This window comes from Enterococcus sp. AZ170 (genome assembly GCF_050545135.1).
Taxonomy (GTDB): domain Bacteria; phylum Bacillota; class Bacilli; order Lactobacillales; family Enterococcaceae; genus Enterococcus_L; species Enterococcus_L ureilyticus.
Genome location: NZ_CP172947.1, coordinates 1938825 through 1956431 on the forward strand (window position 1 = coordinate 1938825; position 17607 = coordinate 1956431).

Here is a 17607-nt window from a genome sequence, read left to right on the forward strand (position 1 = left end):
ATCTGAATATTTGATTAATCCACTCTAAGATGAATTTTTTTCACAATTAATTTATCTGATAAATGAGATTGATTACTTTGTTCCCCAATCACTTCAGCTAAAATGCTTGTACGATCTTCTTTTTTCTGAAAATGATAGTCAATTTTACCAGTTTCATTTAATTCATTCATCATTTCACTATAATCTTCTATTTCAATTTTCTTCGTAATAAATCCTAATGAGACCAAATGGTCATCTAAAATTTTAGTTGATGTTAAGGAGCCAAAAGCAATTTTTTGGCGAATTGCTTGATTCAATTCTGCCACTTTTACGTCCTGTCCTTGCTCTTGCGTTTTTTGCTTAATTAGCGCTTCATATTGTTCAGCCGTTAACATCACTCCGGCGATTTTTTTTCTATTGTAAATGTAAACACCTGTATTTTTCTCTTTTGCTGTTTCAAAAATGCTCATTGGTGATTGTTTTACATCTGTAATAGAAACTGATACATGTTTATTTAGTTTATCTTCCATTAGTCAACTTCCCTTCAAACTGATTATATCACACAGCTCAGCGATGTGAAGGGGCTTTTAAGAAAACAAATCAAAAAGATCGAGTCTAAAACAACGGATAGACAACTAAAAGAGGAGGAAAAATCCCTCTTCTTTTAGTTGAACGTCACACCCTTAAAACCAATATCTCTACGGTAAAAAGTTCCTTCTGTATTGACCATATTTAGAATGCCATAAACAGCATTCTGTGCTGCTTTCAAGGTTTCCCCGCTAGCTTCTATAAGATAGATACGACCACCATCTGAAACTAATTGTCCAGCTTGCTCTTTTACACTTGCATAGTAAACTTGTCCTGTTTGTATCCGCGAAAAATCTGGAATTGGATAGTTTAATTCACTATTGCTTGGATAACCTTTCGCTGCAACAACTACTCCTAAGCTATAGCCATCTTTTTTCCACAGAACGGTTGGTTGTGTGCCTGTTAGTAAATCATCAATAATTTGAGCAAAATCACTTTCTAAACGTTGCAAGACAACCTGAGTTTCTGGATCCCCGAATCGTGCATTAAATTCAATTACTTTAGGACCTGTTTCTGTGGCAATCACCCCAGCATACAAAATCCCTGTGAACGGTCTGCCTTCATCCACTAGTCCTTGGGCAGCTGGTTTGATGATCGTCTCTATTGCTTCTTTGACGATTGCATCAGAAATTTGCGGAACTGGGGCATATGCGCCCATACCACCTGTGTTCGGACCTGTATCTCCTTCATATGCACGTTTATGGTCTTGTGAAATCACCATAGGAAAAACTTCATGATCACGAACAAACGCTAGTAACGAAAACTCTTCTCCGGAAAGGAATTCTTCCACCACGACTTTCGCACCGCTCAAGCCAAATTTATTTTCTTCCAGCATTGCTTTTAAAGCTTCTATTGCTTGTGCCTCACTATCTGCTACTACAACACCTTTTCCAGCCGCTAAACCATCTGCCTTAATCACAATAGGTGCACCTTTTTCTAATACATATGTTTTTGCCAATTCAAAATCAGCAAAGGTTTGATAATCGGCTGTTGGTATTTGATATTTATCCATAATTTTTTTTGCAAAATTTTTAGAACCTTCAATAAGTGCCGCAGCTTTAGTAGGACCAAACACTAGTAAACCCGCAGCCGTAAAATCATCAACTAAACCATTCAATAAAGGGACTTCTGGTCCAACGAAAGTCCAACTCACCTTCTTTTTCTTGGCAAATTGGATCAATTGTACATGATCATCTTCCGCAATATCGACTAATTGAATACCATCATTTATCATTCCAGCATTTCCCTTAGCACAATAAACTGTTGTAACTCTAGGACTTTGAATCAATTTTTGAGCAATCACATGTTCTCTGCCGCCACTTCCAATCACTAAAATAGTTAATCCCATCTGCTTCTCCTTTTAATGTCTAAAATGTCTATTATCAGTAAACACCATCGCAATACCATACTTGTCTGCCATGTCGATTGATTCTTGGTCTTTGATACTACCACCCGGCTGAATAATTGCTTTGATTCCCTGTTTGCCAGCATACTCTATGCTATCAGACATTGGGAAAAATGCATCACTCGCTAAAACAGCTTCCTCCACTTTTTCTCCTGCTTGTTTGATGGCTATTTGGACAGAACCAACGCGATTCATTTGGCCTGCACCAATCCCAAGCGTTTGCTGACTGTTGGCAACAACGATTGCATTGCTTTTAACATGTTTGACCGTTTTCCATGCAAATTCCAGCGCTGTTCGTTCAGCACTTGTTGGGTTTCTTTTCGTTACAACTTGCCATTTTTCGACATCTTCTTTCATAATATCTTGATCTTGGATTAGTAGTCCACCCAAGACTGAAACTTTTTCATCTTCTATCGCTTGAGATTTCTTAGAAAAATCAAGCGTCAACAATCGTAGATTTTTTTTACTACTTAAAATTGTAAGTGCTTCATCCGAGAAACTTGGGGCAATAATAATTTCTAGAAACAATTGGTGCAACTTTTCAGCTACTTTTAGATCAACTTCACGGTTTAAAACAACGATCCCTCCGAAAATTGAGAGTGGATCTGCTTGATAAGCATATTGATACGCTTCATCAAGCGTCTCACCAATTCCCACTCCACAAGGATTCATATGTTTAACAGCTACTACTGCAGGTTGGTCAAACTCCCTAGAGATACGAATAGCTGCATCTGCATCTTTGATGTTATTATAAGATAATTCTTTCCCATGCAATTGTTTCGCACTGGCAATCGAAAATGAAAGTGGCAGAGCATTTTGATAAAATGCCGCTTTTTGATGGCTATTTTCCCCATAACGCAAGCTCTGTTTTAAATCATATGTCAAAGTTAGTGTTTCTGGTTCTTTTTCTCCTACTGCTTCAGTTAAATATTCTGCAATCAAAGCATCATAAGCAGCTGTATGTCGAAAGACTTTTGCAGCCAACCTCTGTCTTGTAAGAAGGGTTGTTTCTCCTGCGCTGGCTAGTTCCGACAATACCTCATCATAATCATTTGGATCAACGACGACTGTGACAGATTGGTAATTTTTAGCGGCACTGCGTAACATACTTGGACCACCAATATCAATGTTTTCAATTGCTTCTTCTTGGGTGACATGCTCTTTTAAGATTGTTTTCTTAAACGGATAGAGATTGACACAAACAAAATCAATCGGCTGAATGTTATGTCTTTCCATAGCCTCCATATGCTCACTCAAATCACGACGACCAAGTAAACCACCATGAATCTTTGGATGTAAGGTTTTAACACGACCGTCCATCATTTCTGGAAAATCAGTCACTTCTTCAATCGAAATTGTTTGAATACCTGCTTGTTCAAGCATCGCTTTTGTACCACCTGTTGAAATAATTTCGATTCCCTGTTTCGCCAAGCCCTTGGCAAAATCTGCTACGCCTGTTTTATCTGACACACTGATTAATGCTCTTTTTTTTATCATTCAGATTTCTCTCCCTGTTTTGTTTGAATAAGCTGTGCTAGGACACTCGGATATAGCCTGTGCTCTACATTATGAATTTTTCTTTCTAAAGAATCAAGCGTGTCAGTTGGTTCAATCAAGATTTTTTCTTGTGCTATGATCGGACCTGTATCAACACCATCATCCACATAATGAATCGTCACACCTGTTTCAGAAACATTACCACAAAAAGCATCTTTGATCCCATGAAGACCAGGAAAACGAGGTAATAGTGAAGGGTGTATATTGATCAAGCGATTTGAAAAAGTTTCTAACAAAGTTGGGCCAATGATCCTCATGTAACCTGCTAAAACAACTAAATCGATTTGCTCTTCTTCAAGTAAATGAAGGATTTCAGCTTCATATAGTGCTTTTGATTCAAAATCGTTTGGTGAAAATGAAATAACTGGAATCAATAATTCTCTAGCTCTCTGAATCACATAAGCATCTTTTTTATCACAAAATAATAACGTAATTTCAGCAGCAATCAAGCCAGCTCTTGACGCTTCAACAATTGCTTGAAAGTTGCTGCCATTTCCTGAAGCAAATATTGCTAACTTCATTTTTACACCTCTTTAAACACAATCGATTGTTTCGATTTAGCCGTTATCTTGCCGAGAATATAACTTGGTTCATCGCATTTAGTTAACATCATTTGAACGGCATCAATTTTTTCTGGGGAAATAGCTAAAACCATGCCTATTCCCATATTGAAAATCTCATACATTTCCATAGCTGGAATTTCTCCGTATGTTTCCAATGCAGTAAAAATCGGCAACTGCGGCCAACTTCCTAATTTCACTTCTGCCGACAAATGATCTGGAAGCATTCTTGGAATATTTTCTATAAAACCGCCTCCTGTAATGTGGGCGATTCCATTCACTAGTTCCTGTTTGATCAGTGGGAGTAATGATTTTACATAAATTTTAGTTGGGATCAGTAATTCCTCTCCTAATACTTTCCCCATGAGTTCTGGTAGTGCGCTCTCTCCAGTCAATCGATGGCTTTCAAAGAAAATTTTACGTACAAGTGAATAACCGTTTGAATGAAGCCCACTTGAAGGTAATCCTAGAAGAACGTCTTCTTCTTGAATCTTGTTTCCCGTGATTAATTGATTTTTTTCAGCGACCCCTACAGCAAAACCAGCTAAATCATAATGATCATCCTGATACATCCCTGGCATTTCAGCTGTTTCACCGCCAATCAGCGCTGCACCTGCTTGGATGCATCCTTCAGAAATGCCTGCAACCACAGATTCCAAACGCTCTGGTACATTTTTTCCTGTCGCAATATAATCTAAAAAATAGAGTGGTTCCGCGCCCTGAGCAACGATGTCATTTACACACATTGCCACACAATCGATCCCAATCGTCTCATGTTTATTTTCTTGGATCGCAATCATTAATTTGGTTCCCACACCATCTGTTCCTGAAATCAATACGGGGTCCTTCACATCTACCACACTTAAATCAAAACAACCGCCAAAACCGCCAAGCGCGCCCATCATACCCGCACGTTCCGTTCGTTCGACATGTTTTTTGATTCTTTCCACCACTTCATAACCAGCTTGTATATCAACTCCAGCTTTTGCATAGGCATTTGCCATCATAGTTCCTCCTTATTTAGAAAACTGAGCAGGCTCGTTTTATCTTGATAAAGAATAGTTTTCTATCGTTTTTCTGACTAGACAAAACTGATCTTCTCTTTCAAAGATGCTTGGTATTTCTCCTCATAATCATATAATGGCGTTGGATAGTCTCCATTGAAATAAGCCATACACAGTCCTGAATAAGGCGCATCATAGTTCAATCCAATCGCCTCAATCAAGCCTTGTTCACTTAAAAAATTTAATGAATCAGCAGTAATCAACTTCTTGATTTCAGCTACCGAGTGATTAGCTGCAATCAATTCTTTTCTTGTCTGGATGTCAATACCATAAAAACAGGGAAACCTCAACGGCGGAGACGCAATTCGTACATGAACTTCTTTTGCTCCTGCATCTTTAAGTAACTGCACAATACGACGGCTTGTCGTGCCACGAACAATTGAATCATCTACCATGATCACTCTTTTACCTTCTACTACACCACGAACTGCAGATAGTTTCATCCTAACGCCTTGTTCTCTCAACTCCTGAGTAGGTTGGATAAAGGTGCGTGCAATGTATTGATTTTTCACTAAGCCCATCTCATAAGGAATACCGCTTGCCTCAGCGTAACCACTCGCAGCTGATAATGATGAGTTCGGTACTCCAACCACCATATCGGCTTCGATCGGTGCTTCTTTAGCCAAGCGTTTCCCCATATTTTTACGTGCTGTATGCACATTTATTCCGGCAATATTTGAATCTGGTCTAGCAAAATAAATATATTCCATTGAGCAAATCGCATACTGAGTATCATCAGTGTATTTCTCTATTTTATAACCCGTATCGTCGATAATGACCACTTCACCTGGTCCAACATCACAGACAAAGGCTGCCCCGCTAACTTCTAATGCACAAGTCTCACTAGCAATCACGTACGCTCCATTCTTCATTTGTCCGAGAGATAACGGTCGAAAAGCATTAGGGTCAAGCGCTGCGATCATAGCTGTTTCAGTCATCAGCAGGTAGGCAAAACCGCCTTTAACCGTTCGTAAACTTTCCTTTAGTTGTTCAATAAATGTTATTTGTTTGCTACGACGAATGAGATGCATCAAAATTTCGGTATCTGAGTTAGAATGAAAAATCGCACCTTCTTTTTCTAATTCTTTACGAAGGCTTTTCGCATTGGTCAGATTACCATTATGAGCTAAACCACATGCACCATCATAAAATTTAAACAAAAATGGTTGAATATTATCCACGCTTCCATTTCCAGAAGTTGCATATCGAACATGACCAATTGCAGAATTTCCGCTTAACGAAGCGAGTGAACGATCATCTTTAAAAACATCTGAAAGCAATCCTAGCCCTCGATAGCCATTCAATTTCCCTTCATTATTAGAAACAATTCCCGCACCTTCTTGGCCTCGATGCTGTAAACTATGCAAACCAAAGTATGTCACCCGTGCGGCATCTGGATGTCCCCAAATGCCAAAAATTCCGCATTCTTCATTTAAACTTTTCATTTCATAAGACATGGAATTGCTTCCTCCCATAGTTCTTTGGCCTTTTGCGTCATGATACTGATTTTTTGATCATTTGTTTGAATTTCAATTACGCCTGTATCTGTTACTTTTCCAAGGAACTGTGCATTTCTTTGACTCATTTCTTCAAACAACGCTTGATTATCCGGCCTGATCGATACAATAAATCTTGACTGCGTTTCAGAAAATAGTAGTGCTGTTGGCGTATCTACAGCAACATCCATACCAAATTCATTTTTAAAGGCCGATTCAACTAATGCGATTGCTAAACCGCCTTCTGAACAATCATGGGCACTTTCAATCACTCCAGCTTTGATTGCCGTTAATACAAACTGCTGAATATCTTTTTCAATCGATAAGTCAAAATCCATCAATTTACCTTCTATAAAACCCAACATCATTTTTTGTAGCTCACTGCCATTGAAATCGGCTTTTGTCTCACCTATCAGATAGATCAAATCACCTGCATGTTTAAATTCTTGCGTTGTTATATGTGATAAATCTGTGATCAAACCAACCATGCCAATTACTGGTGTTGGGTAAATAGCCTTACCATTGGTCTCATTGTATAAAGAAACATTTCCTGAAATTACTGGTGTTTCCAATACTTCACAAGCCTTAGCAATGCCATCAGCTGAAGTCCAAAGCTCCCAGAAACCTTCTGGCTTATCCGGTGATCCATAATTTAGACAGTCTGTGATAGCTAGGGGTTGTCCACCGCTAGCTACAATATTTCTTGCTGCTTCCGCCACAGCAATTTGCCCGCCGATTTCTGGATTTAAATAAAGGTATCTAGCATTACAATCCGTTGTCATCGCAAGCGCCTTTTTTGTTCCACGTACGCGTAAAACAGCTGCATCACTCCCTGGTAATACAACAGTATTGGTGCGTACTTGGGCATCGTAGGTTTCGTAGATCATTTTTTTAGACGCGATTGTCGGCTGCTGTAATAAACGTAATAATGTTTCTGTACCATTGAGAATGTTTGGATGAAAATCAGCCTGTTTCTCAAATTTTTCAATTCTTGCTGGTACTTTTCGCTCCTTATTGTACACAGGGGCATCCTCTGCTAATGCATCGACTGGTAAATTTGCGACTTCAACACCGTTATGATTTAAGCGATATAATCCATCATCTGTAACGATGCCAATTGAGACAGCATCTAATTCATATTTTTTAAAAAGCGCAACGACTTCTGCTTCATGTCCTTTTTCTACACAAATCAACATCCGTTCTTGTGATTCTGATAACATCATTTCATAAGGCGTCATTCCTGTTTCACGCTGAGGCACATTATCCAACTCTAAAATCAAACCAGAACCTGCTTTAGAAGCCATTTCCGCACTTGATGAGACTAATCCTGCAGCACCCATATCTTGAATGCCCACCAAAATATCCGCATGCTCTAAGATCAACTCTAAGCATGCTTCAAGCAATAGTTTTTCCATAAACGGATCACCGACTTGAACGGCCGAGCGCTGTTGTTCTTCGCCTGCTACAAATTCCTCTGAAGCGAATGTTGCGCCATGAATGCCGTCGCGTCCTGTTTTCGCACCAACATACATAACCACATTTCCAACTCCTTTGGCTTGGCCTTTTTGGATGTCTTTATAATCGATCAACCCGACACACATTGCATTTACCAAAGGATTATCTTCATAGCATGGATCAAAAGCTATTTCACCGCCCACTGTGGGAATGCCAATACAATTGCCATACCCACTGATCCCTGCTACAATTTCTTCTAAAAGATAGTTGGTTCGCTGGTTGGTTAGCTCCCCAAAACGTAGCGAATCTAAAATGGCAATCGGTCTAGCGCCCATACTAAAGATATCTCTGATGATGCCGCCAACACCCGTTGCTGCTCCTTCATACGGTTCAACAGCTGAAGGATGATTATGACTTTCCGCTTTGAAAACAACTGCTTGACCATCGCCAATATCTACAATTCCAGCACCTTCGCCAGGTCCTTGTATGACTTGAGGACCTGATGTAGGAAATTTTCTTAACACGGGCTTTGAGTTTTTATAGGAACAGTGTTCACTCCACATGACAGAAAAGAGTCCTGTTTCCGTATAATTTGGCATACGTTTTAAAATATCTTGTTCAATCATTCGATATTCTTCATCGGTCAATCCCCATTCAGCATAAATGCGTTGTTCTTTAATTTCTTGTGGTGTTGGCTCTTTTCCTTTCATCATGCATCTGCCCTACTCTTTCCATAATTTTTTACAATTGATTTGAAAAAGCGTAGCCCGTCATCCGATCCTAACAAACGTTCGACTGCGCGCTCTGGATGCGGCATCATCCCTAAAACATTCCCTTTTTCATTAATGATGCCTGCGATATTTGCAAGACTGCCATTAGGATTTTCATCCGCATAAGTAAAAACGATTTGCTGATTCTCTTTTAATTGCTTCAAAGTTGCGTCATCACAATAATAATTCCCTTCTCCATGAGACACAGGGAGTTCAATCACTTCATTTTCTTGGTATTCTGAGGTAAAGTTTGTTTGATTATTTGCGACTTTTAGACGCGTTGTCTTACAAACAAAATGAAGCGATTCATTGCGAAGTAAAGCTCCAGGTAAAAGTCCTGCTTCTGTCAATATTTGAAAGCCATTACAGGTACCAAAAATTGGTTTTCCTTCATCTGCTAAACGGATCACTTCACTAATGACTTTTGAGAATCGAGCAATCGCACCACATCTAAGATAATCTCCATACGAAAATCCACCTGGAATCAGCACGCCATCAAATCCAGCCAAGCTGTCTGCATCATGACGAACATATTCAGCATCTTCACCTAAAATATCCTTGACCGCCCATAGTAGATCCATGTCACAATTTGATCCTGGGAAAACGAGTACTGCAAATCTCATCTTATCTTTCCTCCTGGATTTCATATCGATAGGTTTCCATATTGACATTGGCCAACAACTTATCACAAATGGCTTCAATGACGCCTTCAATCGGTTGATCTGTTTTCATTACCTTCATTTCAAAATACTTACCAATCCGAACAGCATCAATCTCATCAAATCCTAGTCGATGAATAGCTCCTTTGACTGCTTCACCCTGTGGATCTAGTACTGAATCTTTGTACGTAACATAAATTTTCACATCATACATCATCGTCGATTCTCCTTTATTTTTAATCAAACCTTTTGTTTAAACGATTAAGAACTTCTTGATAGACTGGAACAAGATCTCCTAAATTTCTGCGATAAACGTCTTTGTCTAGATGTTCATCTGTTTGTTTATCCCACAAACGACAAGTATCAGGTGTAATTTCATCTGCCAATAAAACTGTCCCATCTGCTCGTCTGCCAAACTCTATTTTAAAGTCCACCAACCGGATATCAATTGCTTCAAACAAAATGCTCAGTGCTTTATTTATCTTATAAGCTTCATTTTTTATTCTCTCAATTTCTTGATTCGATGCAAGGTTCAAAATTTTAACGTGGTCGTCATTGATAAATGGGTCATCTAAATCATCATCTTTGTAATAAAATTCTAAGACTGGAAATTCAAGAGGCTTACCTTCTGGTATTGCCAAACGTTTCGCAAAGCTGCCTGCGGAAATATTTCGAATTACCACTTCTAAAGGAATTATTTCTAGTTTCTCCACTAATTGTTCGCATTTTGATATTTTCTTAATAAAATGATTTTGAAGATTTGCTCGCTTTAGCTGTTCGAAAATGAGAGCGGTAATTTCATTATTCAAACTGGCTTTTCCATCCATAGCATCTTTTCTAGCGCCATTCAAAGCCGTTGCTTGATTTAGATATTCTACCCATAAAATCTGTGGATCATCTGTTTCAAACAATCGTTTCGCTTTCCCTTCGTATAACAAAGACTTTGGTTTCACGGTACACAACGCTCCTTACGTACATTTTTTAAAATAAAACTAAAATAGTTCGTATTTAACTTGTTTACAGTTTAACAAGAGTTAAACTATCAGTCAACTTTTCGTTAACATTAATTTGCATAAAAATAAAGAACGTTCGTATTTAGACCTTTTTTGGAAATCAGCTAACGAATGTGGAAAACAGAAAAAGCTTGTAAGCATTTACAACTATCAAGAAAAATGATATGCTAAACAAAAATAGATTAAAAAAACTATTTTAATTTTTCCAGTAACGATTTTTGGGAGGGAATACAAGGATGACTAGCGATTATGACAATTTGGCGCAGGAATTTTTGGCAGGACTGGTACCGGAAGAAAGAACAAAATTATATAACGATTTACTAGCATTAGAAGAAGTCCACAAATTAAATCAGTATAGTTCTTATTACACATTTAAAAATTTGAAACGAGCGCTACATCGACATTCAGAAAGACGGAAACGAACTTTCCGCTATCTGAATAAGTTTAATAACGAATTAGTGATCCACCAAATACATGAGCAACATTTTTTCAAAAACAATTACTGTATCCATGTCTATTTCAACTCACAAGAATGTAATTATCTTTTTATTGATCACTTACTTTCTATGTTGAAAGCTCCAGTAAAAGCACCAATGCGAAATTTTCAAGAACTTACAGTTTGATAATACTAGAAGTTATCTAGAGCAATGGCTAAAACGCTTAACGTTTTAGTCATTTTTCAACTAAAAAAAGGAAAACACTATGGAGAAATTAAAAGTTAACGTAACAATTGACCGACCAATCGGCTACAAAGATTCATTCGGGACGATCTATCCAATCAACTATGGCTATATTGCTGGTGTGATCGGCGGAGAGGAAGAGGAACAAGATGCCTATATTCTGAACGCAACGTCCGATCCATTGAGTCATTTTATCGGTGTGATAACAGCCGTGATTCATAGAAATGACAATAATGAAACAAAATGGGTCGTAATTCCTGAAAAATCATCAATCACTGAAAAAGAAATACTTGAGCAAACTCATTTTATAGAACAATATTTTGACAGCTACATAGAGATGCTTTGAGCAAAAAAATAGCAGCAGGATCACACTAATGTGACTCCGCTGCTATTTTTCAGTTTACGATAGACCAACGCGATCAAAAATAATATCAACATTCTTTAAATGATAATTATAGTCAAATGCGTCGTCTAATTCTTCTTTTGATAAAATTGACGTGATCTTTTCATCGGCTTCTAAAAGTGGTCGAAATGCTGTTTGATGATCCCAAGCATACGCCGTTTTCGGCTGAACTAGGTCATATGCCGCTTCTCTTGTCATGCCATGATCGATTAACTTCAACAAAACACGTTGGCTGTAAATCAAGCCATAGGTCGCTTCCATATTTCGTTTCATATTATCTGGAAATACGGTTAAATGTTTAACAATGTTCGAAAAACGGTTCAACATATAATCCAATAAGATCGTTGTATCAGGGATAATGATTCGCTCTGCAGAAGAATGAGAGATATCACGTTCATGCCACAACGTCACATTTTCATAGGCTGTCATCATATGCCCGCGAATTACACGAGCAAGACCAGTCATATTTTCTGAACCAATCGGGTTGCGCTTATGAGGCATCGCTGACGAGCCTTTTTGCCCTTTAGCAAAGAATTCTTCCACTTCGCGAGTTTCTGATTTTTGCAGTCCACGAATTTCAGTCGCAAATTTCTCAATACTTGTCGCCACTAAAGCCATAGCAGATAGATATTCTGCATGGAGGTCTCGTGGTAACACCTGGGTAGAAATTTCTTGCGCCCGAATCCCTAGATGTTCACAAACATACTCTTCTACAAACGGCGAGATGTTTGCAAATGTTCCTACTGCACCACTAATTTTCCCAGCTTCTACACCTTTGGCGGCATGTTCAAAACGTTCTACATTTCGTTTCATTTCAGAATACCATAAAGCTAATTTCAACCCAAAAGTTGTTGGCTCAGCATGAACACCATGAGTTCTTCCCATCATTACAGTATGTTTATGCTCTCTCGCTTTTTCACCTATAATTGCAGTAAACTTGTTTAAATCTTCTCGCAATATATCATTCGCTTGTTTTAATAAATAACCATAAGCAGTATCCACTACATCAGTGCTAGTTAGACCATAATGGACCCATTTGCGTTCTTCACCTAACGTTTCTGACACTGCACGAGTAAAGGCCACTACATCGTGTCTCGTTTCTGCTTCTATTTCTACTATGCGCGCTACATCAAAAGAGGCATTATCACGGATTTTTTGAACATCCTCTTTCGGAATATCCCCTAATTCAGCCCAGGCTTCATCTGCTAATATTTCTACTTCTAGCCAAGCATTGTAGCGATTCTCATCTGTCCAAATAGCACCCATTTCAGGTCGTGTATAACGATCGATCATTCGATTTTTTGCTCCTTTTTAATCCCAAATATTGGTTTGATATACCTCTTCTAGTGTTTCAAAAATATCCTCGGTCAAAATAGTGATATGTCCCATTTTTCGCCCTTTTTTCGCCTCTGCTTTGCCGTAATAATGAAAATGCCAATCCGGCTTTTCAGAAATCACATCCATCGTTTCATAAATCTCATTGCCTAAAATATTGACCATCACTGCCTCAGACAATAGCTCAACTTCTGGTAACGGCCAACCGCAAATCCCACGAATATGGGCATCAAATTGACTCATAGAACAAGCTTCAATCGAGTAATGTCCCGAATTATGTGGTCTTGGTGCTAACTCATTTACATATATACCGCCGTTACTTGTCAGAAACATTTCGACAGCCAATGTACCAGCTAAATCGATCGACTCTGCAATCACACGTGCAATTCGTTGAGCTTCCTCAATAACTTCTTCATCGACTCTTGCCGGAGCAATCGTTTCATGTAGAATATTATTCCGATGAATATTTTCAACAACAGGAAATACAGTATACTCTCCAAGGCCATTTCCGCTAACTAAAACTGAAATTTCCTTTTCAAAAGGAATCCAAGCTTCTAATACACAAGTCCCTTCTCTAAGAATATTCATCGAAGGGGCCAAGTCAGAAGTGCTATATAAAACAAACTGCCCTTTACCATCATACCCACCACGAGTTGTTTTCAACACACAAGGATAGCCAATACCATCAATGGCATCTTGGATATCTGTCGGACTTACAATTGTAGCAAATGGTGCAATAACGATGTTGTTTGATTCTAAAAAAGATTTTTCTAGTAAGCGATCTTGTGTAATAGCCAAAAGATCCGTCCCTTGAGGAATGCTTACTAGATCCTGAACATGAACTAATGCTCCTACATCAACATTTTCAAATTCATACGTTAAGACTTGGGAACGATTAGCCAGCTCTTCTAAAGCCTCGATGTCATCATAATCAGCTAATAAATGCCAATCAGCGACTTGAGCAGCAGGACAGTCGACAGTTGGATCTAAGACGCCCACACGAAAACCCATTTCTCGTGCACTTAAAGCCATCATTCTACCTAATTGTCCGCCACCGATAATACCGATCATTTGTCCCGGTAGTAAAGGTTTATTCAAGTTCATCACTACTTTCCATCACAGTTTCTTCAAGAAATTGACGTTTTGCATCTAATTTCCCTGCTAACTCTACATCATACATGGAAAGCATCTGAACTGCAAGTAGTCCGCTATTAAGTGCCCCAGCTTTTCCTATCGCAGTCGTTGCAACAGGTACTCCACCTGGCATTTGAACGATCGACAGTAATGAATCTAATCCATTCAATGTTTTAGATTGAATTGGAACACCAATTACTGGTAAAGTTGTTTTAGCTGCAATCATTCCAGGCAAATGTGCCGCACCGCCAGCACCTGCAATGACCACTTTAACACCTCGTCCACGTGCCTGTTCAGCAAATTTAAACATATAATCTGGTGTACGGTGTGCCGATATTACTTTCTTTTCATAAGGAATACCAAACTCTTCTAAACAATCACAGGCATATTTCATTGTTGGCCAATCAGAAGTACTTCCCATAACAACTGAAACTATGACAGACATACTATTCCCCTCTCTTATTCTATTCTTCTTTATTTTAGCAATGGAATAAGAGCGTGTCAAAATAAAATCGAATATTAAATTTATTTTTAATATAAACGTTCGGAATAGAGCGACAAAAAAGAAAAACCGAAACAAACTCCGGTTTTTCTCTACACTCATTACTCGACTCACGTTTCACTTTTTAGACCGTTGAACAATAAATTTAAAATAATTGCTGTCAAACTACTCATCACGATCCCATTTCCAGTAAACATTCTTACCGTTTCTGGCATATGTTGGAATAATGTCGGTATCATATTAAAGCCTAGTCCAAAACCAATTGAAATCGCAATGATCAATAAATTTTTGTCGTTATTATAATCTACCTTCGATAACATCCGCATCCCCTGAACGGCTACCATACCGAACATCACTAACATTCCGCCACCCAATACTGGTTCTGGGATGATTTGAGCAACTGCGCCAACCTTAGGCAGCAACCCTAAAGCGATCAGAAAAAATGCCGAATAGTAGATGGGGCGTCGTGTTTTGATTCCTGAAAGCTGTACTAATCCAACATTCTGAGAAAATCCGGTATAAGGGAACGTGTTAAAGATACCGCCTAAAATAACAGCTAAACCTTCTGCACGATAGCCTTTTTTCAATTCTTCTTCCCCGATTCGCTTGCCGGTGATATCACCTAAAGCAAAATAGACACCTGTTGATTCCACCATGCTAACAATCGAAATAATGATCATCAAGATGATTGAAGAAATATCAAAAGTCGGTGTACCAAAATAAAAAGGTTGAGGGAAATGAAACCATGTTGCTTCTCCAACTGGTGCTAAATCAACTTGACCTAAAATTGCCGCAAGGACAGTCCCAGCAACTAAACCAACTAAAACCGCAATTGATTTGATGAAGCCTTTACCCCAAACCTGAATCACAATGATCAAAGCAATTGTTACAAAAGCTAAAAGTAAGCTCGTACTATCTCCAAAAGCAGGATCAGTAGCTAATCCTCCCCCCATCTTTTCAACAGCAACAGGTATCAGCGTTAAACCGATAACAGTAATCACAGTTCCAGTTACTAAAGGCGGAAACAATTTTTTGATTTTTGAAAATATACCTGATACTAAGACCACAAAAATACCAGAAGCAATGATCGAGCCGTAAATCGCTCCAATTCCTTTATCGCTACCGATCATGATCAATGGCGCTACTGCTTGTATAGCACAACCAAGCACTACTGGTAAGCCGATACCGAAGAATTTATTTACAGTCAGCTGCAGCAATGTTGCAATACCACACATAAAAATATCGATTGAAATCAAATAGGTCATTTGTTCGGAATTAAAATTTAAACCTGTTCCAATCAATAACGGTACTGCTACGGCTCCAGCATACATGGCTAATAAATGCTGCAATCCTAAAACAGCTGCTTTTCCATTTCCAGTTTCACTTTGCTGGATTTGTCCTTTTTGATTCTCTTTACTTTCCAAGTTTATGCATCCCCTTCAAGAAATTCAACTGCACCATTATTCAATGAGGCAATACGTGCTAACGACACAACACGTAAGTCCATTTTTTCTAATAAATCTCGTCCATCTTGGAAAGATTTCTCAATGACAATCCCGATCCCATCAACTGTTGCACCAGCTTGTTGGCACAATTCGACTAAGCCCTTCGCCGCTTGACCGTTCGCTAAAAAGTCATCAATGATCAACACATTATCTTCGCTTGATAAAAATTTTCTTGAAATAGAAATTTGGCTAGTTACTTGTTTAGTAAACGAATAAACAGAAGAAGTCAATAATTCTTCATCCATTGTTAAGCTTTTTGCTTTGCGGGCAAAAATCATTGGCACTTCTAATTTTTTAGCTGCAAAAAGCGCAGGTGCAATCCCCGATGCTTCGATCGTCACAACTTTTGTAATACCCGATTTTGCAAATACCTCTGCAAAGCGATAGCCGATTGCTTCCATTAGATTAGGATCGACTTGATGGGTAACAAAACTATCTACCTTTAAGACACCTTCTCCTAAAACTCGACCATCTTCTTTGATTCGTTGTACTAATTCTTCCACTTTTTCCGACTCCTTCATCAATTTTTATAGGGTTGATGCTTATAAAAAAACAAAAAGACCTTTTCTGCATAAGCAAAAAAGGTCAAAGACTCTTTTTCACTTATAGACCAACGTTTACGGTGTTGGGTAGAAACGGTCAACCATATTATGACCATATATAAGCTTCTTGTATTAGTATACAATAGTACAAAACTCTGAAAATTTCAATGAAAAAAATGAATTCCGTTGAAATTCTCAGAGTATCTATCGAATCCTTATTTGTAATCAATTTCATTTCCTACATTTTTATCACAATACGAACAATCTTAATGATCATTCTTTTTTTCCAAACTGCGATATTTGTCCATTTTATGACTGAAAAGCTCACCATTACTAGGCGGCGTATATGTAATTGCATTCGCTCCGGCAGCAATTGTTTCAGTGATTGATTCATCTGTTGGCCCGCCTGTTGCAATAATTGGTAATTCAGGATATTTATCTCGGAAAAACTTAACTGTTTTAGCAGTGTCTTTACCAGCACTAATATTGATCATCGTAACACCCGCTGTTATTTTTTCATCAATAGGCGTATGAATCGAAGTGACTGTACTGACCACTGGAATATCTACGACCTCACAAACCATCTCTACGGTCTCAATAGGTGTGGGGCCGTTTAACACGACGCCGATCGATCCTTGTGCTTCTGCAAACAAGCTCATATATGCAGAGCGTTGTCCTTGTGTCAGTCCACCACCTACACCTGAAAAAACAGGGATGTCTGCGGCTTCAATAATACTTTTAGTAATCGCTGGATGCGGTGTAAAAGGATACACAGCGATTACTGCGTTTGCATCTGTGTTTCGAATAATAGCAATATCAGTCGTAAAAATAATTGATTTGATTTTTTTCCCAAAAATCCGAATACCACTGGCCTTTTTGATTACTTTCGGTACTTGTACAATATCTTGTTTCAAAGGTGTAACAATTTCTGGTACCCACTTTTCATCCATTCCCACCACT

18 protein-coding genes and 1 riboswitch are annotated in these 17607 nt (G+C 38.5%); of the genes, 2 read left to right on the forward strand and 16 right to left on the reverse strand.

Translation table 11 applies throughout. The annotated features are described in order from the left end of the window. Positions 1–14: 14 nt before the first annotated feature. The 10 genes from IGJ55_RS09325 to purC form a co-directional block, all read right to left on the reverse strand. Positions 15–509, reverse strand: a complete 495-nt coding sequence (locus tag IGJ55_RS09325; RefSeq protein WP_069640826.1) for a prevent-host-death protein — start codon at positions 507–509, stop codon at positions 15–17. A gap of 134 nt (positions 510–643) precedes the next feature. Further along, positions 644–1915, reverse strand: a complete 1272-nt coding sequence (purD, locus tag IGJ55_RS09330; protein WP_207120526.1) for a phosphoribosylamine--glycine ligase — start codon at positions 1913–1915, stop codon at positions 644–646. Positions 1916–1927: 12 nt separating this feature from the next. Continuing rightward, on the reverse strand, positions 1928–3469 hold the full coding sequence (gene purH, locus IGJ55_RS09335) for a bifunctional phosphoribosylaminoimidazolecarboxamide formyltransferase/IMP cyclohydrolase (protein ID WP_430606222.1): 1542 nt from the start codon (positions 3467–3469) through the stop codon (positions 1928–1930). Continuing rightward, positions 3466–4050 carry a phosphoribosylglycinamide formyltransferase gene (purN, locus tag IGJ55_RS09340; RefSeq protein ID WP_207120528.1) on the reverse strand — a complete coding sequence of 195 codons (585 nt, stop codon included), beginning with the start codon at positions 4048–4050 and terminating at the stop codon, positions 3466–3468. Before purN ends, purH begins: the two co-directional genes overlap by 4 nt. 2 nt (positions 4051–4052) lie before the next feature. Then, a complete protein-coding gene (gene purM / locus IGJ55_RS09345) occupies positions 4053–5093 on the reverse strand; it encodes a phosphoribosylformylglycinamidine cyclo-ligase (protein WP_430606224.1) in 1041 nt (346 codons plus the stop codon). A 77-nt stretch (positions 5094–5170) separates the two neighbouring features. Then, positions 5171–6610 carry an amidophosphoribosyltransferase gene (gene purF / locus IGJ55_RS09350; protein WP_430606226.1) on the reverse strand — a complete coding sequence of 480 codons (1440 nt, stop codon included), beginning with the start codon at positions 6608–6610 and terminating at the stop codon, positions 5171–5173. Then, positions 6595–8817 carry a phosphoribosylformylglycinamidine synthase subunit PurL gene (purL, locus tag IGJ55_RS09355; protein WP_430606227.1) on the reverse strand — a complete coding sequence of 741 codons (2223 nt, stop codon included), beginning with the start codon at positions 8815–8817 and terminating at the stop codon, positions 6595–6597. The genes purF and purL overlap by 16 nt, the downstream gene beginning before the upstream one ends. Continuing rightward, positions 8814–9497, reverse strand: a complete 684-nt coding sequence (gene purQ, locus IGJ55_RS09360; RefSeq protein WP_069640833.1) for a phosphoribosylformylglycinamidine synthase subunit PurQ — start codon at positions 9495–9497, stop codon at positions 8814–8816. The genes purL and purQ overlap by 4 nt, the downstream gene beginning before the upstream one ends. A gap of 1 nt (position 9498) precedes the next feature. Then, positions 9499–9747 (reverse strand): phosphoribosylformylglycinamidine synthase subunit PurS, encoded by a 249-nt coding sequence (gene purS, locus IGJ55_RS09365; protein ID WP_207120555.1) that lies wholly within the window; start codon positions 9745–9747, stop codon positions 9499–9501. 22 nt (positions 9748–9769) lie between these two features. Continuing rightward, positions 9770–10486, reverse strand: a complete 717-nt coding sequence (gene purC / locus IGJ55_RS09370) for a phosphoribosylaminoimidazolesuccinocarboxamide synthase (RefSeq protein WP_069640834.1) — start codon at positions 10484–10486, stop codon at positions 9770–9772. A gap of 296 nt (positions 10487–10782) precedes the next feature. Here purC and IGJ55_RS09375 point away from each other — a divergent pair, with 296 nt between their 5' ends. Both IGJ55_RS09375 and IGJ55_RS09380 read left to right on the forward strand, forming a co-directional pair. After that, positions 10783–11169: a hypothetical protein gene (locus IGJ55_RS09375; protein WP_069640835.1), complete on the forward strand. Its 387-nt coding sequence runs from the start codon at positions 10783–10785 to the stop codon at positions 11167–11169. Positions 11170–11248: 79 nt separating this feature from the next. Further along, on the forward strand, positions 11249–11572 hold the full coding sequence (locus IGJ55_RS09380; RefSeq protein ID WP_069640836.1) for an inorganic pyrophosphatase: 324 nt from the start codon (positions 11249–11251) through the stop codon (positions 11570–11572). Positions 11573–11626: 54 nt separating this feature from the next. Here the strand turns inward: IGJ55_RS09380 and purB are convergent, their stop codons facing one another. From purB to IGJ55_RS09410, 6 genes are all read right to left on the reverse strand, one after another. Continuing rightward, positions 11627–12922: an adenylosuccinate lyase gene (gene purB / locus IGJ55_RS09385; RefSeq protein ID WP_069640837.1), complete on the reverse strand. Its 1296-nt coding sequence runs from the start codon at positions 12920–12922 to the stop codon at positions 11627–11629. An 18-nt stretch (positions 12923–12940) separates the two neighbouring features. Beyond that, on the reverse strand, positions 12941–14071 hold the full coding sequence (gene purK / locus IGJ55_RS09390) for a 5-(carboxyamino)imidazole ribonucleotide synthase (protein ID WP_069640838.1): 1131 nt from the start codon (positions 14069–14071) through the stop codon (positions 12941–12943). Further along, on the reverse strand, positions 14055–14543 hold the full coding sequence (gene purE / locus IGJ55_RS09395) for a 5-(carboxyamino)imidazole ribonucleotide mutase (RefSeq protein ID WP_069640839.1): 489 nt from the start codon (positions 14541–14543) through the stop codon (positions 14055–14057). Before purE ends, purK begins: the two co-directional genes overlap by 17 nt. 167 nt (positions 14544–14710) lie before the next feature. Beyond that, a complete protein-coding gene (locus IGJ55_RS09400; RefSeq protein ID WP_429949627.1) occupies positions 14711–16024 on the reverse strand; it encodes a nucleobase:cation symporter-2 family protein in 1314 nt (437 codons plus the stop codon). A gap of 2 nt (positions 16025–16026) precedes the next feature. Then, positions 16027–16608, reverse strand: a complete 582-nt coding sequence (locus IGJ55_RS09405; RefSeq protein ID WP_069640841.1) for a xanthine phosphoribosyltransferase — start codon at positions 16606–16608, stop codon at positions 16027–16029. Between the two features lie 83 nt (positions 16609–16691). Beyond that, positions 16692–16789: riboswitch (purine riboswitch) on the reverse strand. Positions 16790–16913: 124 nt separating this feature from the next. Next, positions 16914–17597: a hydrolase gene (locus IGJ55_RS09410; protein WP_069640842.1), complete on the reverse strand. Its 684-nt coding sequence runs from the start codon at positions 17595–17597 to the stop codon at positions 16914–16916. Positions 17598–17607 lie beyond the last annotated feature (10 nt).

Bases quoted from the DNA above. Each gene is read 5' to 3' on its own strand.
- IGJ55_RS09325 (WP_069640826.1), bottom strand. From the start codon at position 509: ATGGAAGATAAACTAAATAAACATGTATCAGTTTCTATTACAGATGTA.
- purD (WP_207120526.1), bottom strand. From the start codon at position 1,915: ATGGGATTAACTATTTTAGTGATTGGAAGTGGCGGCAGAGAACATGTG.
- purH (WP_430606222.1), bottom strand. From the start codon at position 3,469: ATGATAAAAAAAAGAGCATTAATCAGTGTGTCAGATAAAACAGGCGTA.
- purN (WP_207120528.1), bottom strand. From the start codon at position 4,050: ATGAAGTTAGCAATATTTGCTTCAGGAAATGGCAGCAACTTTCAAGCA.
- purM (WP_430606224.1), bottom strand. From the start codon at position 5,093: ATGGCAAATGCCTATGCAAAAGCTGGAGTTGATATACAAGCTGGTTAT.
- purF (WP_430606226.1), bottom strand. From the start codon at position 6,610: ATGTCTTATGAAATGAAAAGTTTAAATGAAGAATGCGGAATTTTTGGC.
- purL (WP_430606227.1), bottom strand. From the start codon at position 8,817: ATGATGAAAGGAAAAGAGCCAACACCACAAGAAATTAAAGAACAACGC.
- purQ (WP_069640833.1), bottom strand. From the start codon at position 9,497: ATGAGATTTGCAGTACTCGTTTTCCCAGGATCAAATTGTGACATGGAT.
- purS (WP_207120555.1), bottom strand. From the start codon at position 9,747: ATGTATGATGTGAAAATTTATGTTACGTACAAAGATTCAGTACTAGAT.
- IGJ55_RS09375 (WP_069640835.1), top strand. From the start codon at position 10,783: ATGACTAGCGATTATGACAATTTGGCGCAGGAATTTTTGGCAGGACTG.
- IGJ55_RS09380 (WP_069640836.1), top strand. From the start codon at position 11,249: ATGGAGAAATTAAAAGTTAACGTAACAATTGACCGACCAATCGGCTAC.
- purB (WP_069640837.1), bottom strand. From the start codon at position 12,922: ATGATCGATCGTTATACACGACCTGAAATGGGTGCTATTTGGACAGAT.
- purE (WP_069640839.1), bottom strand. From the start codon at position 14,543: ATGTCTGTCATAGTTTCAGTTGTTATGGGAAGTACTTCTGATTGGCCA.
- IGJ55_RS09410 (WP_069640842.1), bottom strand. From the start codon at position 17,597: ATGGATGAAAAGTGGGTACCAGAAATTGTTACACCTTTGAAACAAGAT.